Annotated in this window: 15 protein-coding genes; 9 read left to right on the forward strand and 6 right to left on the reverse strand. The window is 67.7% G+C overall.

What is annotated here, in order from left to right; translation table 11 throughout:
- Positions 1-2: 2 nt before the first annotated feature.
- The gene (locus DCN14_RS04725) at positions 3-1,589 is read right to left on the reverse strand and encodes an MDR family MFS transporter (RefSeq protein WP_096504055.1); all 1,587 of its coding nucleotides are present in this window, start codon (positions 1,587-1,589) and stop codon (positions 3-5) included.
- On the reverse strand, positions 1,582-2,700 hold the full coding sequence (locus DCN14_RS04730) for an HlyD family secretion protein (RefSeq protein ID WP_096504053.1): 1,119 nt from the start codon (positions 2,698-2,700) through the stop codon (positions 1,582-1,584). Before DCN14_RS04730 ends, DCN14_RS04725 begins: the two co-directional genes overlap by 8 nt.
- A 93-nt stretch (positions 2,701-2,793) precedes the next feature.
- Here DCN14_RS04730 and DCN14_RS04735 point away from each other — a divergent pair, with 93 nt between their 5' ends.
- Positions 2,794-3,591, forward strand: coding sequence for a CerR family C-terminal domain-containing protein (locus DCN14_RS04735; RefSeq protein ID WP_096504051.1), 798 nt, complete (start codon positions 2,794-2,796; stop codon positions 3,589-3,591).
- A 50-nt stretch (positions 3,592-3,641) separates the two neighbouring features.
- Here DCN14_RS04735 and DCN14_RS04740 read toward each other — a convergent pair whose 3' ends face one another.
- Entirely contained in the window at positions 3,642-6,122 is a 2,481-nt protein-coding gene (locus tag DCN14_RS04740) for a mechanosensitive ion channel domain-containing protein (protein ID WP_096504049.1), read from the reverse strand.
- A 351-nt stretch (positions 6,123-6,473) separates the two neighbouring features.
- Positions 6,474-7,433, reverse strand: a complete 960-nt coding sequence (locus DCN14_RS04745; RefSeq protein WP_096504047.1) for an LLM class oxidoreductase — start codon at positions 7,431-7,433, stop codon at positions 6,474-6,476.
- A gap of 161 nt (positions 7,434-7,594) precedes the next feature.
- Between DCN14_RS04745 and DCN14_RS04750 the strand changes: the two genes are divergently transcribed.
- The 5 genes from DCN14_RS04750 (at position 7,595) to DCN14_RS04775 (ending at position 12,557) form a co-directional block, all read left to right on the forward strand.
- A complete protein-coding gene (locus DCN14_RS04750; RefSeq protein WP_162826171.1) occupies positions 7,595-7,993 on the forward strand; it encodes a lysozyme inhibitor LprI family protein in 399 nt (132 codons plus the stop codon).
- Positions 7,994-8,958: 965 nt separating this feature from the next.
- Positions 8,959-9,855: an NAD-dependent protein deacetylase gene (locus tag DCN14_RS04760; protein WP_096504043.1), complete on the forward strand. Its 897-nt coding sequence runs from the start codon at positions 8,959-8,961 to the stop codon at positions 9,853-9,855.
- Positions 9,852-10,502 (forward strand): DUF938 domain-containing protein, encoded by a 651-nt coding sequence (locus DCN14_RS04765; protein WP_096504041.1) that lies wholly within the window; start codon positions 9,852-9,854, stop codon positions 10,500-10,502. Before DCN14_RS04760 ends, DCN14_RS04765 begins: the two co-directional genes overlap by 4 nt.
- A gap of 97 nt (positions 10,503-10,599) precedes the next feature.
- The gene (gndA, locus tag DCN14_RS04770; protein WP_096504039.1) at positions 10,600-12,012 is read left to right on the forward strand and encodes an NADP-dependent phosphogluconate dehydrogenase; all 1,413 of its coding nucleotides are present in this window, start codon (positions 10,600-10,602) and stop codon (positions 12,010-12,012) included.
- Between the two features lie 200 nt (positions 12,013-12,212).
- Complete coding sequence (locus DCN14_RS04775; protein WP_096504037.1) at positions 12,213-12,557, forward strand: DUF4148 domain-containing protein; 345 nt, start codon at positions 12,213-12,215, stop codon at positions 12,555-12,557.
- A 102-nt stretch (positions 12,558-12,659) separates the two neighbouring features.
- On the opposite strand, the gene DCN14_RS04780 is transcribed toward DCN14_RS04775, so the two are convergent.
- Positions 12,660-12,980: a hypothetical protein gene (locus DCN14_RS04780; protein ID WP_096504035.1), complete on the reverse strand. Its 321-nt coding sequence runs from the start codon at positions 12,978-12,980 to the stop codon at positions 12,660-12,662.
- Between the two features lie 399 nt (positions 12,981-13,379).
- Here DCN14_RS04780 and DCN14_RS04785 point away from each other — a divergent pair, with 399 nt between their 5' ends.
- Complete coding sequence (locus DCN14_RS04785; RefSeq protein WP_096504033.1) at positions 13,380-14,114, forward strand: peptidoglycan DD-metalloendopeptidase family protein; 735 nt, start codon at positions 13,380-13,382, stop codon at positions 14,112-14,114.
- 48 nt (positions 14,115-14,162) lie between these two features.
- Here the strand turns inward: DCN14_RS04785 and DCN14_RS04790 are convergent, their stop codons facing one another.
- Positions 14,163-14,801 (reverse strand): Pr6Pr family membrane protein, encoded by a 639-nt coding sequence (locus tag DCN14_RS04790; RefSeq protein WP_096504147.1) that lies wholly within the window; start codon positions 14,799-14,801, stop codon positions 14,163-14,165.
- Between the two features lie 228 nt (positions 14,802-15,029).
- On the opposite strand from DCN14_RS04790, the gene DCN14_RS04795 reads away from it, so the two are divergent.
- Positions 15,030-15,563 carry a cytochrome b gene (locus tag DCN14_RS04795; RefSeq protein ID WP_096504031.1) on the forward strand — a complete coding sequence of 178 codons (534 nt, stop codon included), beginning with the start codon at positions 15,030-15,032 and terminating at the stop codon, positions 15,561-15,563.
- Between the two features lie 158 nt (positions 15,564-15,721).
- The gene (locus tag DCN14_RS04800; protein ID WP_096504029.1) at positions 15,722-16,090 is read left to right on the forward strand and encodes a DUF2946 domain-containing protein; all 369 of its coding nucleotides are present in this window, start codon (positions 15,722-15,724) and stop codon (positions 16,088-16,090) included.
- Positions 16,091-16,119: the final 29 nt, after the last annotated feature.

Below are 16,119 nucleotides of genomic sequence, written 5' to 3' on the forward strand. Positions count from 1 at the left end.
GTTCAATGGCCGGATGACACCGGTTGCGGGCCGCGCGGCGTTTTCAGCAGCAGCGCGAGCGGCACGCACGCAAGCAGCGCGAGGCCCAGCAGGTAGAAGGTTTCGGAGTAGGTCATCACGACGGCCTGGACCTGGATCTGCTGCGCGAGCTGGCCGAGCGCGCGCATGTTCGAATACGCGAGGTCGCCCGTGTGTGCGAACCAGTTCGCCGCATAGTCCGACAGCCGCGCCTGCCCGATCAGCGAATTGGCCGTCACCGATTCGCGCAGCGCGGCGGCATGGAAGGTCGTGCGCCGGTCGATCACGGTGCCGATGATCGCGAGCCCGATCGAGCCGCCGAGGTTGCGCGCCATGTTGTAGAGCCCGGCCGCGTCACCCGAATCCTCGCGCGCGACGGCGGCCATCGATGCCTGGTTCAACGGCATCATCGCGAGCATCTGCGCGACGCCGCGAATCAGTTGCGACCACACGAAATCGTGGCCGACGCTCTGCGCGGTCAGGCTGATGTCGAGCATGCAGCTCAGGCAGAACAGCAGCAGGCCGGAAATCACGAGGATGCGGAAGTCGACCTTGCCGAGCAGGCGCGGCAGGATCGGCATCACCAGAAACGCGGGCAGGCCCGACAGCAGCATGATCGAGCCGGCCTGTTCCGCGTTGTAGCCCGCGACGATCGCGAGGAACTGCGGCAGCAGGTACGACACGCCGTACAGCCCGGCGCCCACCGCGGACACGATCACGATCACGCTCGCATAGCGCGGGTTGCGCATCAGCGACAGGCGCATGATCGGCCGCTTCGCGAAGCGCTGCGACAGCGCGATCAGGATCATCCCGGCGAGCGACACGTAGCTCAGCGTCACGATCATCTGCGACTCGAACCAGCGTTCGCGCTGGCCTTCCTCGAGCACGACGGTCAGCGAGCTCAGCCCGATCGCGAGGCCCGCGATCCCGAGCCAGTCGGCATTGAAGAACGTGTTCCATTGCGGCTTGTCCGACGGCAGCCCGAACACCAGCAGCGCCATCAGCAGCAGGCACACCGGCAGGTTCAGGAAGAAGCACCAGCTCCAGCTCACGTTCTCCGCGAGCCAGCCGCCCAGCACGGGGCCGAACAGCGGGCCGAGCAGCACGATCAGGCCGAACAGCGTCATTCCGACCGGCAACTGCGACAGCGGCAGCCGCGTGCGGATGATCGTTTGTGCGGTCGGGATCAGCGCGCCACCCGTGAAGCCCTGGCCGATGCGCCCGGCGATCATCATCGCGAGCGAATGCGACCAGCCGCACATCATCGAGAACGCGATGAACAGCGCGGCGTTCGTCAGCAGGAAATTGCGGAGTCCGAACACGCGCGTGAGCCACGCGGCGAGCGGGATCATCACGATTTCCGACATCAGGTAGCCGGTCGAGATCCACGTGCCTTCGGTGCCGGTCGCGCCGATTTCGCCCTGGATCTGCGGCAGCGCGGAGTTCGTGATCGAGATGTCGAGCGTCGCCATCAGCGCGCCGAGTGCGCCGGCGGCGACCGCGATCCAGTCGGTCACGCTCGCGCGGCCTTCGTGCGGCGGCGCGGGCGGGGTGGCGGCGGTGTCAGCCATGATGCTTCTCGTTGTCGGCCGAATGCGTGTCGACGTCGACGGTCACGGACAGCCCCGGCAGCAGCAGGCGTTGCGCGCGCGCATTCGCGGCGAGGCGGATGCGCACCGGCACGCGCTGCACGATCTTCGTGAAGTTGCCGGTCGCGTTCTCGGGCGGCAGCAGCGCGAACTGCGCGCCCGTGCCCGGCGCGAAGCTGTCGACGGTGCCGCTGAGCGTGTCGTCCGGCAGCGCGTCGACGTGCAGCTCGACGGGCTGGCCGATGCGCATCCGGCCGATCTGCGTTTCCTTGAAGTTCGCGACGAGGTAGAGCGCGTTCACCGGCACGACGGTCAGAAGGCGCGTGCCGGGCTGCACGTACTGGCCGACGCGCACCGTGCGGTCGCCGACGCGGCCGTCGAGCGTGCTGCGCACGATCGTGTTGTCGAGATCGAGTTGCGCCTGCGCGGCGCTGGCCTGCGCGGCTTCGAGCTGCGCGCGCGCCTGTTGCAGCTGCGCGGTAAACGACGCGATCTGCGTGCGGGCGGCGGCGATGGACGCGTTGTTCGCGGCAAGCGTCGCGGCGGCCTGGTCGCGCGTGCTCTTCAGGTCGGCGACGCGTTCGTGCGTTTCGGCGCCGGTCGCCGCGAGCGGCGCATAGCGCGCGTATTCGTCGCGCGCATGCCCGGCGTTGATCTGCGACACCTTTGCCTGCGCTTCGGCCTGTTCGAGGTTCGCGCGCTGCTGGCTGATGTCGGCTTCCGCGCGCGCGATGTCGGCGCGGCGCGCGTCGACGGTCGCGGTCGATTGCGCGAGCGCGACCTGGTACTGGCGGACGTCGAGCCGTACGAGCGGATCGCCGGCCTTGACCGTCTGGTTGTCGCGCACGTAGACGTCGGTCACGTAGCCCGCGACCTTCGGTGCGGCCGTCATGTTGTCGGCCTGCAGATACGCGTCGTCGGTGCTTTCGATGAAGCGGCCGACCGTCCACCAGCGGCCGAGCCACACGGCGCCGCCGATCGCCGCGAGCACGACGACGGCGATCAGGATGCGCCGCTTCGAGCCGCCGTTGCGCGGCGATGATGCGGGTTCCTGACGATTTGCTTTCGATGACGGGTCTTGCGGCGTCGACATGCGGGACATCCAATTTATTCCGATCGGAAGAATTATTCCAGTTGCTAGAATTGTGTCAAGTAGAATGTCGGTCGATCGAATGACGAGGAAGGCATGAACGAAGCGAAGAAGCTGCGGCGCACGTCGGCGGCCGGCTACGCGCGCGGCGACGAGACGCGCCAGCGGATCATCGAGGCGGCGATCGAGCTGTTTGGCGAATACGGGTTCGCCGGTGCATCGACGCGCGACATCGCTGCGAAGGCCGGCGTCAATGCACCGGCGCTGCAGTACTACTTCGAGAACAAGGAAGGCGTCTACCGCGCGTGTGTCGACGCGATGGCCGAACTCGGCTGGAGCGTGCTGGGCCCGGCGGTCGAACATGCGCGGGCGGTGCTGGACGCGGATGCGGACGTCGACGCGCTGATCGACGCGTTCATCGGCATCCTTCGTATGCTGGCCGACCGGATGTTCACGGTGCCGAAGACGCTGGGGCAGCGGATGTTCTTCGCGCGCGAGCAGGTCGGGCAGGAGCCGGCGAGCGCGACGGAAATCCTGATGAAGCGTGTGCGCAAGCCGCTCAACGACGTGAGCGCCGAGCTGATCGGCCGGATCTCCGGGCGGGCGGCCGACGATCCCGTCACGCGGCTGCGTGCGATGAGCCTGTTCGGGCAGTTGACGGTATTCCATCTCGTGCCGCGCTCGACGCTGCAACTGCTCGACTGGGACAGTTTCGACGGGGAAGGCGGCGCGCTGCTGATGGCGACCATTGCCGATCAGACGCGTGTGCTGCTCGAACACTGGCATGCACAGCGCGGCGTGGCGGGCGGCGAACAGGCCGTCGGCGCGAAGCCGGCCGTGCCGGCAATCGCATCGAAGCGCGCCCCGCGCGCGAAGAAAACCGCCGGGCGCTGAGCGCGGCGGTCAGTCGTCGGCAGGCGACAACGCCGCCGGCATCGGCACGATCAGTCCGGCTTGCGCGCCGGTGCCGCGGGCGGCGGCGGTTCGGCGGCCGGCGTGCCGGTGGCGTGGTCGCCGTGTTCATGGCCATCGCCGTTCCCGGGCGCGGCAGGCCGCGAACCCTGCTCATACGCGACGAGACTACGTTGCGGATTCGCGATCCGGATCCCGCGCTCGGCGAACATCACCGCGATCCGCCGGTTGAATTCGCGCTGCACGCCCCAGCGCGCCGAGTCCTTGCACTGCACTTGCCCCGCCAGCGCGATCGTCGCGCCGTCGACCTGGTCGATGCCCCAGTAGCTGAAGTCCGACAGGATGCCGTCCTTGTAATTCGGGTCCTCGCGCAGCGCGGCGCCGATTTCCTTCAACGTCGCGATCGCGCGATCGATGTCCTGGCCGTACGCGATGCTGACCTTCACGGCGGCGTTGCCGAGCCCGCGATTCGTGTTGTTGACGGTCGTCACCGAGCTGAACGGGATCGTGTACAGCGACCCGTCGCCCGCGCGCAGCCGCACCGTGCGGATCGACAGGTATTCGACCGTGCCGGACACGCCCGCGAGCGTGACCCAGTCGCCCACCTGCATCGCGTTTTCCATCAGCAGGAAGATTCCGGTGATGAAATCCTGCACGAGCTTCTGCGAGCCGAAGCCGAGCGCGACGCCGAAGATGCTCGCGCCGGCGAGCAGCGGACCGATGTTCACGCCGATTTCGCTGAGGCCCGTCAGCACGACGACGAGCGCGATCATGATGAACAGCAGCGAACGCAGCATCGGCAGCAGCGTGCGCAGCCGCGCGGCCCGCACGAGATTGCCTTCGCGGGTCCACTGCTGCAGGCGCCGCTCGATCGCGATGTTCGCGGCTTCCCACACGATCAGCGCGACGACGGCCGCGATCGCGATCGTTATCAGCGCCGACGCGAGCCGATGGCCGATCGTGCCGCTTTCGAATGCGTGGAAGATCGGCACGCCCCAGATCTGCAGTAGCAGCACGACGGTCACGACCGCGATCACCGCCGACACGATCTGGCGCAGCAGCGGGTAGTAGCGATAGGCGTGAAGATGGACGAGCGTGCGATCGTCGTCGCGGTGCTGGAACAGCCGCGCGAGCGCGCCGAACACGACGATCGACACGATCCGCATGCCGATCATCACGGCGATCGAGCGGCCGCCGAGCGTGATCAGCACGCGATAGCCGTTGTGGACGTCGAGCGCCCACACGAACCACAGCGCCATCACGACGAATACCGAGGCGGGCGCCCAGGCGTCGGCGAGCGCATTGCCGATCATCGCGAAGGTCGGGCGGTCCTCGCAGGCCGCGCGAATGCGCGCGGCGACCGGCTGGCGGCACTGCAGGATCAGCGCCGAGACCATCAGGTGGCCGACGAGTGCGATGGCCTTCAGCAGCGCGACGTGGCCGGCATCGCTGAGGCCGAAGTTCGCGGCGATCTCGACCGCGGCCGTGCAGGCGCCGACGACGATCGCGATCCGCGCGATCGAGCGTTGCGCGAACGCGGCCCACGCGTCGCTGATGTGCAGCAGTCGCAGCTGCCGCGCATCGGGCTGGAAGAACAGCCGGCTGACGATCGTCACGAGGCGGCAGATCACGTAGATGTCGATCAGCGATTCGAGTGCGCTTTCGATCGGCGTGCCGGCGGCGTCGAGGGCCGACATCGTCAGGCTCGCAGCGCCGACGAACACCAGCAGCGGCACGACCCGCAACGCGAGGCTGACCAGCGCGCGCGGCATCCGGCGCAGCAGGGTCGTGTGGCGGCGCGCGTGGCCGCGGCCTTGCGACGACGCATCGGGTGTATCGGTGTCGTCGGTCTTCGCGGCGGAGTCGGCCGAGGCCGCCGCCGACACCGTGTCGTCGTCGGGCCCGGGCGGCTCGGCCCCGGATGGCCCGGCCTCGGTCCGTCGCGACGCTTCCGCGCGACGCGCGCTCAGTGCGGCCAGCGCGCGCCGCAGCAGCCGCTTCGCGAACCATTCGACGACGAGCGCGGGCATGAGCACGGCGAGGATGATCAAGATCGCGTGCGTGAGGTCCGCACGCTCGTCGGCGCGGACCAGCCGTTCGTGCCACCAGCTTCCGACCGAGCCGACATCGAGCAGCGAGTGCAGCGATTCGTTCAGCGCGCCGCCGATTTCCGCTGCCCAGTGCGATCCCTGCCGGACGACCATCGACGCGAGCCCGTTCGTCGTGAGCGTGGTGGGCGCTGCCGCCGTCGACGCGGCGCTGGCCGCGGCCGCGCTGCTCGCGGGAACCGCCGGCGCGCTCAACACGCCGACGGCCGCGATCGCACGCAAGGTCGTCTCGACCTGTTCGCGTTCGCGCGGGTTTTGCAGCACGGAAAGCGCTTGCTGCGCCTGTTGCGGCGTCAGCGCGGGCGTGGCGCCGGAGGCGGCCGATGCGGCGGCCGGAGCGGGGGCGGCCGCATGAGCGGCCGATACGACGGCGGCGAGCAGCCAGCCGAGCAGGAAATGTCGCATGAGTAGGCATGCGGGCGCGCTTTGACACGCGGCCCGCCGGTCTGGACGATGGGCGGAAGTTAACATGATCGCGATCGGAACCGAATAGTTCCGTCGATGAATACTTGAATCGGGCATGCGACAGGCACGGTGGGCGTGTGTGGCTTGCCGGAAGATGTGCATCGTGCGGGAAATTGTCTGGCCGCGAATGCTTGCGGCCCGCGATTCGGAAATCGCGTTCGTGCGCGATCGCGGCACATGACACGATGGTCTCGATGGCGCTTGAGACGGGAACGAAATGTGCTCGCCGTCGATGGCTGGCGTGCCGCCGGTAGCTTCGTCAGCATGAAACTGATTCGAATTCCTGATGAATTATCCGCGATCGTCATGGAAGATCGGCAACACGTGCTCGGCGACTTCCTCGATGATCTCGCGGACGGGCCGGTCCGAACCGGGGTTCAGCGTGACGTGATGCGTGCCGGCCGCGCGCATGTCGCGCAGGATGTCGATCAACGCATGCCGTCCGGTCGCATAACCGAGCGGCAGCGCGGTGGCCGGCGTATCGCGGTGCGCCGCGAGGTCGAGCCGCATCGATACGCCGAATGCGCGAAATGCCGGTTGCGGGAGCCGGTCGACGGCCGCGCGCCACATCGAATGGCGGGCGCGCTGCGTGTCCGGATCGCGGTGATACGTCATCCAGCCGATCGAGTTGCGCGCGATCCAGTCGACGCTCTGTCCGCCGGAGCCGACCGCGAGCATCGGCACCGCGTCGTCGCCGCGCGGCAGCAGCGTGAATTCCGGTGCGTCGGGCGGCGCGTCGTCGGGCAGCACGCGCGACGGCACGCCGAGCGCGGCCGCGATGATGTCCCAGTGCCGGCGATACCGGTCGCGTCGCGTTTGCGCATCCACGCCGAACGCCGCGTATTCAGGCGGCCGGTCGCCGGAGCCGAGCCCGAGGATGAAGCGCGAACCGGACAGCGTCGCGACCGACAGCGCGCCTTTCGCGACATGCAGCGGATGACGCAGCGGCAGCACGATCGCGCCGCTGGCGAGCACGATCCGGCGCGTGCGCGACGCGAGCGCGCCGAGCAGCACCCATGGATCGAGATGTCCGACCGGATCGGGATAGTCGGCGCTGTTCAGCGGCACGTCGCGAATCCACAGTGCGCGAAAGCCGAGCGTATCGGCAAGCGCGGCCAGTTCGAGCTGCTCGTTGAAATCCGCGACGGTGTTGCCGCCGCGAAGCAGCGGCAGCGTCAGGCCGATCGACAGCCGCTCGGCGGAGAAGACGCGGTGCGCGACGCCGGCGCGGTCGGGGGCGGGCAAAGGCATGTCCAATCCTTGAAGTCGGGGAGGCAGGCTCGCCACGCGAGTCGTGCCGTGCCCGCATGCTAACGTGTTTGCGCGCGGCTTGCGGCGCGCGCCGGCCGGCAATCGAACGCATCGGCGGTTCCGGCATAATCGGCGCGTTCCGTCATCAGGCAATGATCAGAATGAACGCACTTCAGCAGACGATGGCCGGCCTCGCGGCGAGCGCGGTGCTGTCCGTGGCGGCATGCGGCGCTGTCGCGGACGAAGCGCCGCGCGCCGATATCTGCAAGACCGCCGAAGAGTCGGGCGTCACGGCCGACATCCGCAATTGCCTCGGACTGAAATACGACGCGGCCGACAAGCGGCTGAACGCCGTCTACAAGACGAAGATGGCGAGTCTCGACGAGGCGGGCAAGCTGAGGTTGCGCAACGACGAGCGCCGCTGGCTCAAGGCACGCGATGCCCGCTGCGCGGAGTCGCGGCAGCCCGATGCAGGCGGCACGCTCGGGCTCGTCGAGCACGACAGTTGCGTCGTCGACGAAACCGAACGCCGTGTGAAGGCGCTCGAAGCCTATCGGTGATCGGGCGTCCTGGTCACGCGATCGACTGCCGTTACACGATCGACTGTAAGAAGATCGTCAGCGTCGCACGGATCCTCTCGACGCCGCATCCCGTCCCATTCCTGTAACACCGCCGCCGCGGCAAACGTTGCGTGCCAAGGTCGATCGTGCGGGCCTTTTCCCCATCGTTTCACTTTCGAAACGTTCGCGTGTATTCATCGCGGCCCGATTGCCGGTGGGGCCATTTCACCTGCCCGCGCGGCCTTGTGCCGCGAAGCATGGTGCGCTCCTTGCATATCCGTATGAGCCGTGAGCGCGATCGCCGGCGGAGTCGGTCCGGCAATCGCTTCAGTGGGTCGGACGCATAGAAGACGGGGACAAGAGAATGAAAACACACCGAATCGCAACGCATCGTGTTGCAAACATGAATCGCCGACCTGCCCGTGGATTCGCTTCGCCGCTGATCGTGGCGACATGAGCACACGGCTTTCCGTTCCATCTGATCGAATCAGGTTCGTTCTGGACGACGACGTGCAGGCGTGACGCACGAGGCCGACAGGTGCCAGTCGGCCGTCGGGGATGAACCGCTGGTGCACGCTGATGGGCGAGCATGACCTCCGATCGATACTTCGACGCGCAAGACGCGAGCGCGCCGCATGCATCCATGCGTCGCACGCGCCGCATGGCGGCGATCCGCGCGACATCGGGCAACCGAAAACATAGAACCGAACACGTCATTCAGGGGAAAGGTCCGCCGGCCGCACCGCGGCGGATGCGACGACATTGTGCTGTCAGTTGATCCACTACCCCGATGGATCAATTGTTGAAGCGCCCATCGCCATGAGGTCGATGGGCGTCTTTTTTGATATGCCGGCTCGCCGTGCCGGCCGCCGGCCGGATCGCACGGCGTTCTGTATCATGTGCTGGCGCGCTGGCCGCCCGTGCGGGCGCACGGCCTGCCGGCACCCCGATCACGCACCGCCGACATGAACGATACCGCCTTGCACGACCCTTCATCCGCCGGCATCGAGCCGGCTGCGCTCGATGCGCTGCACACGTTCGTCGAGCGCCATCCGCGGCTGCTCGTGTTGACCGGCGCCGGCATCAGCACGGATTCCGGCATTCCCGGCTATCGCGACCGCAACGGTCAATGGATGCGCTCGCCGCCGATTCAGCTCCACGAATTCCTCGGCTCCGATGCGGCGCGCCGACGCTACTGGGCGCGCAGCATGATCGGCTGGCCGGTGGTCGGCCGCGCGCAGCCGAACCGCTCGCACGTCGCGCTCGCGCGGCTCGGCGGTGCCGGCCGGATCGAGCGGCTCGTGACGCAGAACGTCGACGGGTTGCATCAGCGCGCGGGCAGCGGCGACGTGATCGAACTGCACGGCGGGATCAACGGCGTGACATGCCTCGATTGCGGTGCGCATCATGCGCGCGCGACGATCCAGACCGTACTCGAAACGGATAACCCCGAATTGCTGGGCGCGCAGGCGGAGCCGGCCGCCGACGGCGACGCGCACCTCGAATGGGCCGCGCTCGACACGTTCCGCATTCCGGCCTGTCCCGCATGCGGCGGGCTGCTGAAGCCGGCGGTCGTGTTCTTCGGCGAGAACGTGCCGCGCGAACGCGTGGCGCTGGCGTCGCAGGCGCTCGACGCGGCCGATGCGCTGCTCGTCGTCGGTTCGTCGCTGATGGTGTATTCGGGCTACCGCTTCTGCGTGTGGGCGCAGGCGCAGGACAAGCCCGTCGCCGCGCTGAACCTCGGCCACACGCGCGCCGATCCGATGCTGACGCTGAAGGTCGAGGCGCGCTGCGCGCCCGCGCTCGATGCGCTGACGGCGCGGATGGGCGTCGGCGATACCGCACCGGAGCGTGCATCGTGAGCGGGCCGACGTTGCCGCCGGATGCACCCGATCCGTCCGTGAGGTTGTCGGCGCCGGCGGCCGAGCGCAACCGCGAACCGATCCTCGACGTGCTGCGCCGCGTGCTGCCGGCGAGCGGCAACGTGCTCGAGATCGCGAGCGGCACGGGGCAGCATGCGGTCCATTTCGCGCAGGCATTGCCGGCGCTGCGCTGGCAGCCGAGCGACCCCGACGCGCACGCGCGCCGCTCGATCGCCGCGTGGGTCGCGCATGCCGGCCTCGCGAACCTGGCCGAGCCGCTCGCGTTCGACGTGCGCGACGCAGCGTGGCCGGCCGCGGCGCTCGATGCGATCGTCTGCATCAACATGATCCACATCTCGCCGTGGGCGTGCACCGACGCGCTGTTCGCCGGCGCGTCGCGCGTGCTGCGCCCGGGCGGCGTGCTGTTCCTGTACGGCCCGTATCGCCGCGAAGGCCGGCACACGGCGCCGTCGAACGAAGCATTCGACCTGCAGTTGCGCAGCCGCGATCCGTCGTGGGGCGTGCGCGATCTCGAGACCGTCGTTGCGCTCGGCCTCGACCGCGGGCTCGATTGCATCGAGGTCGTCGAGATGCCGGCCAACAACCTGAGCGTCGTATTCCGGCGCCTGCCGCACGCCGAGCAGTGACGAGCATGCGCGCATCGCGGCCGGGTTTCCACTATCCTTTCGCCTGTGCGCGCGGCCCGGGTCGGGTCGCGCCCTGTTTTTTCCGGAGAATCGAATAATGGGCAAACAAGCAATCGGTGTGATCGGGCTCGCGGTGATGGGCCGCAATCTCGCACTCAATATCGAGAGCCGCGGTTACGCGGTGTCGGTGTACAACCGCAGCCGCGAGAAAACCGACGAGCTGATCGCCGAATTCCCCGGCCGCAATCTCGTGCCGACCTATACGCTCGAAGAATTCGTCGCGTCGCTCGAAACGCCGCGCCGAATCCTGATGATGGTGAAGGCCGGCGAAGCGACCGACGCGACGATCGCGTCGCTCAAGCCGCTGCTCGAGAAGGGCGACGTGCTGATCGACGGCGGCAACACGCATTTCACCGACACGATCCGCCGCAACCAGGAACTCGCGCAATCGGGCCTGCATTTCATCGGCACCGGCGTGTCGGGCGGCGAAGAGGGCGCGCTGCGCGGCCCGTCGATCATGCCCGGCGGCCAGCGCGACGCGTACGATCTGGTCGAGCCGATCCTCAAGCAGATCGCCGCGAAGGCGCCGTCGGACGGCGAGCCGTGCGTCGCGTACATGGGGCCGGACGGTGCGGGCCACTATGTGAAGATGGTCCACAACGGGATCGAATACGGCGACATGCAGCTGATCGCCGAGAGCTACGCGGTGCTGAAGGACGTCGCGGGCCTGACCAACGAAGAACTCGGCGCGGTGTACACCGAGTGGAACCAGGGCGAGCTCGACAGCTACCTGATCGAGATCACGTCGAAGATCTTCGGCAAGAAGGACGACGAAACCGGCAAGCACCTCGTCGACGTGATCCTCGATCGCGCCGCGCAGAAGGGCACCGGCAAGTGGACGAGCCAGAACGCGCTGGATCTGGGCGTGCCGCTGCCGCTCATCACCGAATCGGTGTTCGCACGCGTGCTGTCGTCGCTGAAGACGGAGCGCGTCGCGGCCAGCAAGATCCTGTCGGGGCCGGCCGCCGCGCCGTTCGACGGCGATCGTGCCGCGTTCATCGAAGCGGTGCGCCGCGCGCTGTACCTGAGCAAGGTGATCTCGTACGCGCAGGGCTTCGCGCAACTGCGCACGGCATCCGAAGAGTACGGCTGGAGCCTCGATCTCGGGACGATCGCGAAGATCTTCCGCGCGGGCTGCATCATCCGCGCGCGCTTCCTGCAGAAGATCACGGACGCGTACGCGAAGGATCCGGCGCTCGCGAACCTGCTGCTCGATCCGTATTTCAAGGACATCGCCGCGCACTACCAGGCGTCGCTGCGCGACGTCGTGGTCGCCGCGGTGAAGGCCGGCGTGCCGGTGCCGGCGTTCGCGTCGGCGGTCGCGTACTTCGACAGCTACCGTTCCGAACGGCTGCCGGCGAACCTTGTGCAGGCGCAGCGAGATTTCTTCGGCGCGCACACGTTCGAGCGTACCGACAAGCCGGGCAGCTTCCACGCGAACTGGTCGTAACCGGCCCGCGAGGGCGGCATTGTTGCGAAATTCTATTCTTTGAGTAGGGTTTTTGATTCCCGGATCCCGGAATTGTTGGTTCCAAGGAAACAGTGTTTTCGTTCTTTCATGGTTTTCCCTAAGGGACGCCAGGACTAAACTCTGTTCCATCGCTGCAGACATGGTGTGTGCGGCGGAGCAAAAAAATTCCGGAGGTAATCATGAAATCGCTGATCGCAACGTTCGCTGCAGCTGCCGTCCTCGCCGTTCCCGCCGTGTCGTTCGCCCAACAAAACGCGCCCGTCACCCGTGCGCAGGTGAAGGCCGAACTGTCGGCCCTGCAACAAGCCGGCTACAAGCTGGGCAGCGACCGCACGGACTACCCGGCAGGCATCCAGGCCGCTGAAGCCCGTCTGAACCCGCAACAGAACGTCGCCGCCGCCGATACGACCGGCTACGGCGCACAACCGGTCGCCCAGCAAGAGTCGGGCGCTCCGGCCGTCGCGAAGGCCGGCTGGCAAGTCAAGCGCGTGTCGGATGGCGCACCGGTCTACAAGGGTCGTTAATCGAACGGCCGCCCCGGCGGCCTGATCGAACCCCGAAGTACAAGCAGCCCGCCGTTCCGTATCACGGAACGGCGGGCTGTTTTCATTGGCATGCCGCCCGGATCAGTGCAGCGGCCGCGGACCGCGTCCGATTGCCGCAAAGGGGCCGCCGGCCGGCTCCAGCGCCTGCAGCCACGTTTCGTCGTAGCCGCTGAGCGAGTCGAGTGCTTCGCGCAGCCGCTCGATCGCGAGTACCGGCAGCTCGACGCTGTGGCGGGTGGCGCCCGTCAGGTGCGTGACGCTCGCGAGCTGGACGAGCGCGTCGGCCGCTTCGGCGACGTCGGTGGCGAACAGCAGGTGCCGGTTGAGCAATTCGACGAGGCCGCTGGAACCAGTGAAATCCTCGGCGTTGAGCTGCACGGATAGAAACGTCGCGTTGTTCATTGTGATCTCCTCGTTATCGCTGGATCGTGCTGCATTCCGCAGTATAGGAGGCGTCCGGCCGGGTGACGGCGGGTAGTTCGATGCCGACTGCCGCGGCCTCGCGGCGCGGCGCAAGCCCGCCGGGCGCGGCTTGCGGGCCGCCGGCACCCGTGTGCGGCGCCGCAAGAATGTTGCCGGAACGCGTGCTTGTCGCGGCCCTGACCGCGACAAATGGTATCTTTGCCGATCGGAGCGACGCGAAAAAGGGGCCGGTGAGTCCGTTCGCGTCGACGTTCCGCTGTGGAAACTGACGGCCGCGAGAGCGGTCGGATACTGGTCGGTCCGGCTTTTTGGCCGGACATCGTGCGTCGCGCGCCGGGGGGCGGTGGGCGGCGCGACGACGCAACTCCGGGAGGACCCTTGAAAAAAAATATTCCGATCCACGATTCCCTGGCGCGCTGGCTGCCGCAGGCGGCACTCGTCGCCGCGGCCGCCGCGCTGACGGGCTGTACGATGACGCCGTGGACCGACAACTGGCAGCCGGTGCGCCCGTCGACGCCGACGTCGGCCGCCACGCCGGGCGTGATCGCCGGCTATTACCGCGTGAATCCGGGCGACACGCTCGCGGGCATCGCGGCCGCCTACGGGCAGCGCGTGCAGGACGTCGCCAGCTGGAACCACATGGCGCCCACCGACGCCGTGTCGCCGGGTCAGGTGCTGCGCGTCGCGCCGCCGCCTGCCGCGACGTCGCTCGGGCAGCCGTCCGCAGCCGTTGCACAACCCGGCTCGCTCGCATGGCCGGCCACGGGCAGCGTCGTGACGCCGTTTACGGCCGGCAAGACGCGCGGCGTCGTGATCGCCGCATCGGGGCCCGATCATTCGGTGCGCGCGGCGGCGAACGGGCGCGTGGTGTATGCCGGGTCGGGTGTGAAGGCTTACGGGCCGCTCGTGATCCTGAAACACGATAACGGGCTCATCACGGCCTACGGGCACAACGGCAAGCTGCTCGTCAGCGAAGGCGACGCAGTACGTGCCGGCCAGCCGGTCGCCGAGATGGACACCGACGCGAGCGGCCGCGCGACGTTCGAGTTCGAAGTCCGGCAGAACGGCAAGGTCGTCGATCCGATGAACTTCCTGCCGCGCAACGGCGGCTGACCGGCCGCGTCACGACGTGTGCGCCGTGCGGTGCACACGCTCCCGCCTTCATCCTTCCTTGAGCGTCGCGGCGCCGGATGGTCTTGCGTGATTGCCGATCCAGCGGATGCCGAGCGCAAGTCCCGCCGCGCCGAGCGCGATCAACGAGCACTGGATCGCCACCGGCAGGTAGCCGTGCGGCCGCGGATCGACGAACGGGTACGGATACCAGTTCTCCAGCGCGCCGCGCACCAGCGTATAGCCGAGATAGACGACCGGAAAGCCGAGCCACGCGAACGCGCTGCGCCGCGCGATCGGCGAGCGCGGCTCCACGTACAGCCAGTCGCACAGCATCACGAGCGGCACGATCCGGTGCAGTACCCAGTTGTTGAGGGCCGGCGTGATGTGGCGCAGCGCATCGAGCCGCGCGAGCAGCAGCTCGTAGACGATCGCGGTGATCAGCACGTACAGCACGGCGGCGCCGCGCATCGATTCGTAGCGGGCCGAGCCCGGGCGCGCGATGCGCCGCAGCCCCGCGGCCAGCATGGCGGCCGCGTAGAGGCTGCTGAGTTGTGTGAAGTAGCTGAGATAGTTGCCGAGATGAAAGCTCGGCATGGCCCAGTCGTTCGCGATGCTGTGCAGCGTAGTGGACACCGCGAGCAACGCGGCGATCAGCCGATAGGCCGCAACGAAGAACGCCTTGCTCATGATGGCCGCGTAACGTCGCACCAAAGCTCCATCGTGCCACAGCCGTTTGCGCACGCGATGCGGATTTTCCATATGCCGGCACGCGGCGGGACAGCATCGATTCCTCGGTTATTTGATCCGGTCGCGCAACAGCGGACGCGCGGACGGCTACAATCGGGGCAGCCGCCCGGCCCAGGCCAGCCGCGGCGCGCTTTCCCCGAATACAACACGAGAAACACGAGACCGAGCATGAGAAACATCCTTGCGAAACAGACGCGCTACAGCTCGCCTGCGATCTTCTTTCACTGGGCCATCTTTCTGCTGGTGGCGCTGGCCTACCTGGCCATCGAGATTCGCGGGCCGAAAGGCAGCGACAGTCGCGTGTTCTGGATGAACGTGCACCTTCTGGCCGGTACGTTCGTGCTGGTGCTGTCGGTGTTGCGCGTGCTGTGGCGGGCGGTCAGCCGCGTGCCGGAAGCGATCCCGCAGGCGACGCTGCTGAAGTGGCTGTCGAAGCTCGCGCATTTCGCGCTGTACGTGTTCATCATCGCGCAGCCGCTGCTCGGCATCATGATGGTCAACATGGGCGGCAAGCCCGTGTCGCTCGACTGGATCGGCGTGTCGTTTACGCTGTTCGGCCCGGACAAGGCGCTGCGGCCGACGATCAAGGAGGCGCACGAACTGATCGGCAATGCGTTCTACTTCGTGATCGGCCTGCATGCGCTGGCCGCGCTCTATCACCATTTCATTCGACGCGACGACGTGCTGCGACGCATGGTGTGATCGCCGCGCGCTGACGCCGCGCAGCAGCCCCGGGGGCGCATGGTTGTATTGACAACCATGCGCCCCCGGGCCGTTTACCGGTCCGCACGGCTGGCTATCGCGCCGAACATTCTGTAACATCTCGGCTGTTTTTACATTCCGCTTACGCACCGCCGCGCATGTTGCATCGACATCGTCACTTGACCGCCTGGCTCGGCGTGTTCGCGATCTGGATCGCGATCGCGGCGCCGCTGGTGTCGCAGTGGCGCATCGCACAGGCGGCGACGCCCGATGCAATCGTCTGCAGTGCAGAGCATGGCGCGCACCGGTCGGCCGGTGCGGCCAGCGCGCACGATCATGCGTCGCATCTCGATGCATGCGGATACTGCGCATTCTTCGCGCATAGTCCCGCGATCGGCGGCCCGGCTGCCGCACCATTCGCGTTCGTCCCCGCCACGACCGTTTCCGCCGCCGCACCGCATGCCGTCGCGGCGCGCGACGATCGCTATCCGCGCGCGTATCCACGCGCACCGCCCGAGCGCGCCTGACGCGCTGTCTTCCGTTTTTTCATCGCCGA

Origin of the sequence: Burkholderia sp. IDO3, from assembly GCF_003366075.1 — a bacterium.
In the GTDB taxonomy this organism is placed as follows: domain Bacteria; phylum Pseudomonadota; class Gammaproteobacteria; order Burkholderiales; family Burkholderiaceae; genus Burkholderia; species Burkholderia anthina.

Excerpts from the sequence above, each read along its gene's own strand:
- DCN14_RS04725 (WP_096504055.1), bottom strand. The coding sequence starts at position 1,589 with ATGGCTGACACCGCCGCCACCCCGCCCGCGCCGCCGCACGAAGGCCGC.
- DCN14_RS04730 (WP_096504053.1), bottom strand. The coding sequence starts at position 2,700 with ATGTCGACGCCGCAAGACCCGTCATCGAAAGCAAATCGTCAGGAACCC.
- DCN14_RS04735 (WP_096504051.1), top strand. The coding sequence starts at position 2,794 with ATGAACGAAGCGAAGAAGCTGCGGCGCACGTCGGCGGCCGGCTACGCG.
- DCN14_RS04740 (WP_096504049.1), bottom strand. The coding sequence starts at position 6,122 with ATGCGACATTTCCTGCTCGGCTGGCTGCTCGCCGCCGTCGTATCGGCC.
- DCN14_RS04745 (WP_096504047.1), bottom strand. The coding sequence starts at position 7,433 with ATGCCTTTGCCCGCCCCCGACCGCGCCGGCGTCGCGCACCGCGTCTTC.
- DCN14_RS04750 (WP_162826171.1), top strand. The coding sequence starts at position 7,595 with ATGAACGCACTTCAGCAGACGATGGCCGGCCTCGCGGCGAGCGCGGTG.
- DCN14_RS04760 (WP_096504043.1), top strand. The coding sequence starts at position 8,959 with ATGAACGATACCGCCTTGCACGACCCTTCATCCGCCGGCATCGAGCCG.
- gndA (WP_096504039.1), top strand. The coding sequence starts at position 10,600 with ATGGGCAAACAAGCAATCGGTGTGATCGGGCTCGCGGTGATGGGCCGC.
- DCN14_RS04775 (WP_096504037.1), top strand. The coding sequence starts at position 12,213 with ATGAAATCGCTGATCGCAACGTTCGCTGCAGCTGCCGTCCTCGCCGTT.
- DCN14_RS04780 (WP_096504035.1), bottom strand. The coding sequence starts at position 12,980 with ATGAACAACGCGACGTTTCTATCCGTGCAGCTCAACGCCGAGGATTTC.
- DCN14_RS04790 (WP_096504147.1), bottom strand. The coding sequence starts at position 14,801 with ATGAGCAAGGCGTTCTTCGTTGCGGCCTATCGGCTGATCGCCGCGTTG.
- DCN14_RS04795 (WP_096504031.1), top strand. The coding sequence starts at position 15,030 with ATGAGAAACATCCTTGCGAAACAGACGCGCTACAGCTCGCCTGCGATC.
- DCN14_RS04800 (WP_096504029.1), top strand. The coding sequence starts at position 15,722 with ATGTTGCATCGACATCGTCACTTGACCGCCTGGCTCGGCGTGTTCGCG.